6 protein-coding genes are annotated in these 3,119 nt (G+C 35.4%); all 6 read left to right on the top strand.

The annotated features are described in order from the left end of the window. Positions 1–423 precede the first annotated feature (423 nt). The 6 genes from ND811_RS19000 (at position 424) to ND811_RS19025 (ending at position 2,939) form a co-directional block, all read left to right on the top strand. Positions 424–636, top strand: coding sequence for a hypothetical protein (locus ND811_RS19000; protein ID WP_265353464.1), 213 nt, complete (start codon positions 424–426; stop codon positions 634–636). Beyond that, positions 636–1,013: a PIN domain-containing protein gene (locus tag ND811_RS19005; protein WP_265353457.1), complete on the top strand. Its 378-nt coding sequence runs from the start codon at positions 636–638 to the stop codon at positions 1,011–1,013. The genes ND811_RS19000 and ND811_RS19005 overlap by 1 nt, the downstream gene beginning before the upstream one ends. Before the next feature lie 290 nt (positions 1,014–1,303). Beyond that, a complete protein-coding gene (locus ND811_RS19010; protein ID WP_035984056.1) occupies positions 1,304–1,582 on the top strand; it encodes a type II toxin-antitoxin system Phd/YefM family antitoxin in 279 nt (92 codons plus the stop codon). After that, positions 1,582–2,013: a type II toxin-antitoxin system VapC family toxin gene (locus tag ND811_RS19015; RefSeq protein WP_265353456.1), complete on the top strand. Its 432-nt coding sequence runs from the start codon at positions 1,582–1,584 to the stop codon at positions 2,011–2,013. Before ND811_RS19010 ends, ND811_RS19015 begins: the two co-directional genes overlap by 1 nt. Positions 2,014–2,297: 284 nt before the next feature. Continuing rightward, positions 2,298–2,579 (top strand): type II toxin-antitoxin system RelE/ParE family toxin, encoded by a 282-nt coding sequence (locus tag ND811_RS19020; RefSeq protein ID WP_265353455.1) that lies wholly within the window; start codon positions 2,298–2,300, stop codon positions 2,577–2,579. 18 nt (positions 2,580–2,597) lie between these two features. Beyond that, on the top strand, positions 2,598–2,939 hold the full coding sequence (locus ND811_RS19025) for a HigA family addiction module antitoxin (RefSeq protein ID WP_135742818.1): 342 nt from the start codon (positions 2,598–2,600) through the stop codon (positions 2,937–2,939). Positions 2,940–3,119 lie beyond the last annotated feature (180 nt).

Genomic DNA, 3,119 nt, shown 5'->3' on the forward strand with positions numbered 1-3,119 from the left:
TTCAACTTTTTGCCTTGGTTGGTCTGTTGGTGCAATTTTCTGTACTTCACCAAATACCGAATTAAATTTTCCTAATGGAGAGATAACTCAGATTACTTATGAAATTACTTCAATTTCTGCTATCTTCCTTAAATTAAAAGTGTTATTTTACGGTAATAATAATTGAAACGAATAGATACGGACGTCGTATAACAGCGCCTTAACGCTTCGCTTCGGCACAAGGCCTCGCTCGGTCTGCGACACATAGGCTTCTGGCACTCCCCTTGCTTACGCAAGTGTCGTTCCAGTCCCTAACGTCCCGTTGGGACTCAGGGTCAGCCTACGTCGTTAAGCCTAGTTCGTTATACGACATGTTTGCAAAACCAATCTTATACTAAAAAATTAAGATTGACAAATACGAAAGAGTATCGTATTTTTTATCGTATGAAAGTAACAGCGATACTCCCTGATGATTTAATAACTGAAGTACAAAAATATACTGAAGGAAAAAATATTACTGATTCTTTACAAAAGGCACTCTCTGAATGGGTTAAACTTGCAAAAGTAAAAAAACTAAATGAAAAATTAAGAAAACAACCTTTGCACTTTTCGAGTGAATTTAATGCTGAAAAAATTAGAAGAATTAACAGAAGATAATGATTTTAGTTGATACTTCAGTTTGGATTGAATTCTTTCGAGGAAAAGAACCCTATTTTTCAAAGTTAGTTGGGTTGATAGAATCTTCTGATGTTATTGCTCACGAAGTTGTTTTTGGCGAACTTTTACAAGGATGTAAGAATAAAAGTGAAATTACCTTCGTTTTAGATTATTGGGAAAGTCTAAATAATATTTTGTCAAATGGATCCTTTATCCAAGCGGGAAAATTATCTTTTGAAAATAAACATTTAGAAAACGGAATCGGCATTATTGATTCTATTTTGATCTCTGAAACCAAACAAAGAAATTTAAAGCTTTGGACTTTAGATAAAAAAATATTAAAAGTTCTTCAAACACAACATATATACGAAATATAGCAAACACGTCGTATAACAGCGACTTACCGCTACGCTTCGGCACAAGGCCTCGCTCGGCCTACGGCAAATTCCCTTTCTGTCACTCGTTTGCAGCCGCAAACTACGTGCCAGTCCCTAACGTCCCGTCGGGACTCAGGGTCAGGGAACTTCGGTAAGTCTAGTTCGTTATACGAAAGTTCGCAAATTTCTATTTAAATAAAGAAAAGCCTAAATATGCAATTTTTTCGTCTTGATTTCTCTAAAAGTAACCATTATCCTACAATTGTGACCACAATTTCGGAGTCAAAAGAATGATTTATGTCGGAGTAAGAGATTTAAAAGCAAAACTTAGCGAATATCTCGATAGAGCAAGGCTAGGAGACGAAGTAATCGTTACTGATCACGGAAAACCAATTGCTAGACTAATAAAAGAACCAATCAAACAAAAATCTACTATTGAGAAAATGTATCTTTTAGCTGAGAAAGGCATGATACAACTTCCAAGTAAAGATAAGCAAAGTAAATCGACTACTCCGCTTAAAACAAAGTCAAAAATGTCTGCGTCTGATATATTACTTAAAGATCGTTAATGTTTTTTTATTTAGATTCAAGCGTTCTTGTAAAAAAATACTTTGATGAATTTGCTTCCGATACTGTATTAAAAATCTGGAAGGAAAACCGATATCTTGCAATTTCGCAAGTTGGCTATTCTGAAATTCTAGGCACAATCAATAAAAAGCAAAAGATTGATAAGTTCTCTGATAAAACAAAAGAATCAATTATAAAACAATTTAGATATGATTGGGATCAACTTGTCAAAATTAACGTAGATCATACAATAAATTCTGAATTAGATAGAATTCATTCAAAATATTTACTTCGAGGCTTCGACGCTATTCACCTCGTTTCTGCGATTCTTCTATTCAGAGAATTAGAAGAAGAAACTATCTTTCTCAGCGCGGACGATAATCTAGCAACTGCAGCTAAAAAAGATGGTTTAAATATCGGAAGATATAATTAGAAGTAAATGCGAACCTTCGTATAACAGCAACTAACCGCTTCGCTTCGGGACGAGCCCTCGCTTGGGCTGCGCCACATAGGCTTCTGGCATTCGCCTTGCTTACGCAAGCTACATGCCAGTCCCTAACGTCCCGTTGGGACTCAGGGCCAGCCTACGTCGGTTAGTCTAGTTCGTTATGCGCAATAATTCAAATGTATGCCTCAGGACATGGGTAAGGCAAAAAATATTAAAATTTCAATAAAAAAAGATTGAAATACTTATCATTACGGTAAGTATATGAGTTAGTGATCAAATCATTTGCCGACAAAGAAACCGAATCACTATGGAAGGGAAAATTCTCTAAAAAAATTCCACCTGAATTGCAAAGAAAAGCACAGGGGAAATTAGGAATGTTAAATAACATTAAAGATATAAAGGAATTGAGAATCCCTCCTTCAAACAAACTACACGGGTTGGATGGTGATAGAAAAGGTCAATTTGCTATTTCTATCAATGATCAATGGCGAATCTGTTTTAGTTTTAAAAATGGAGATGTTTTTGATGTCGAAATTGTTGATTATCATTAATTTATTTGGAGGTTCTATATGAAGAAAGAAGCTTTTATCAATGTTCATCCTGGAGAAATTCTATCTGAAGAATTTCTTGTTCCATTAGAAATTTCTGCTTATCGCCTTTCGAAAGAAACTGGGATTCCTGAATCAAACATTTCTGATATTATTAACGGTAAAAGAAGCATAACTGCTGCGATCTCAATAAAATTGGGAAAATTTTTTGAACTAAATCCTTTATTCTGGATTGGACTTCAAAATGATTATGATATTAGATTAGAATCTCATAAACTTAAATCAAAAATCAAAGATATAAAATCTTTTAAAGAAATTAGAAAGAAAAACGATAAAAATAAGAAAATTAGGTCTGTGGCTTAATTTATAGATATGAATTACTGCGCATAACAGCGACTTACCGCTTCGCTTCGGGACAAGCCCTCGCTCGGCCTTCGGCAAATTCCCCTTCTGGCATTCGCCTTGCTTTCGCAAGCTGCATGCCAGTCCCTAACGTCCCGTCGGGACTCAGGGTCGGGGAACTTCGGTAAGTCTAGTTCGTTA

It is taken from the genome of Leptospira soteropolitanensis, assembly GCF_026151655.1.
In the GTDB taxonomy this organism is placed as follows: Bacteria; Spirochaetota; Leptospiria; order Leptospirales; family Leptospiraceae; genus Leptospira_A; species Leptospira_A soteropolitanensis.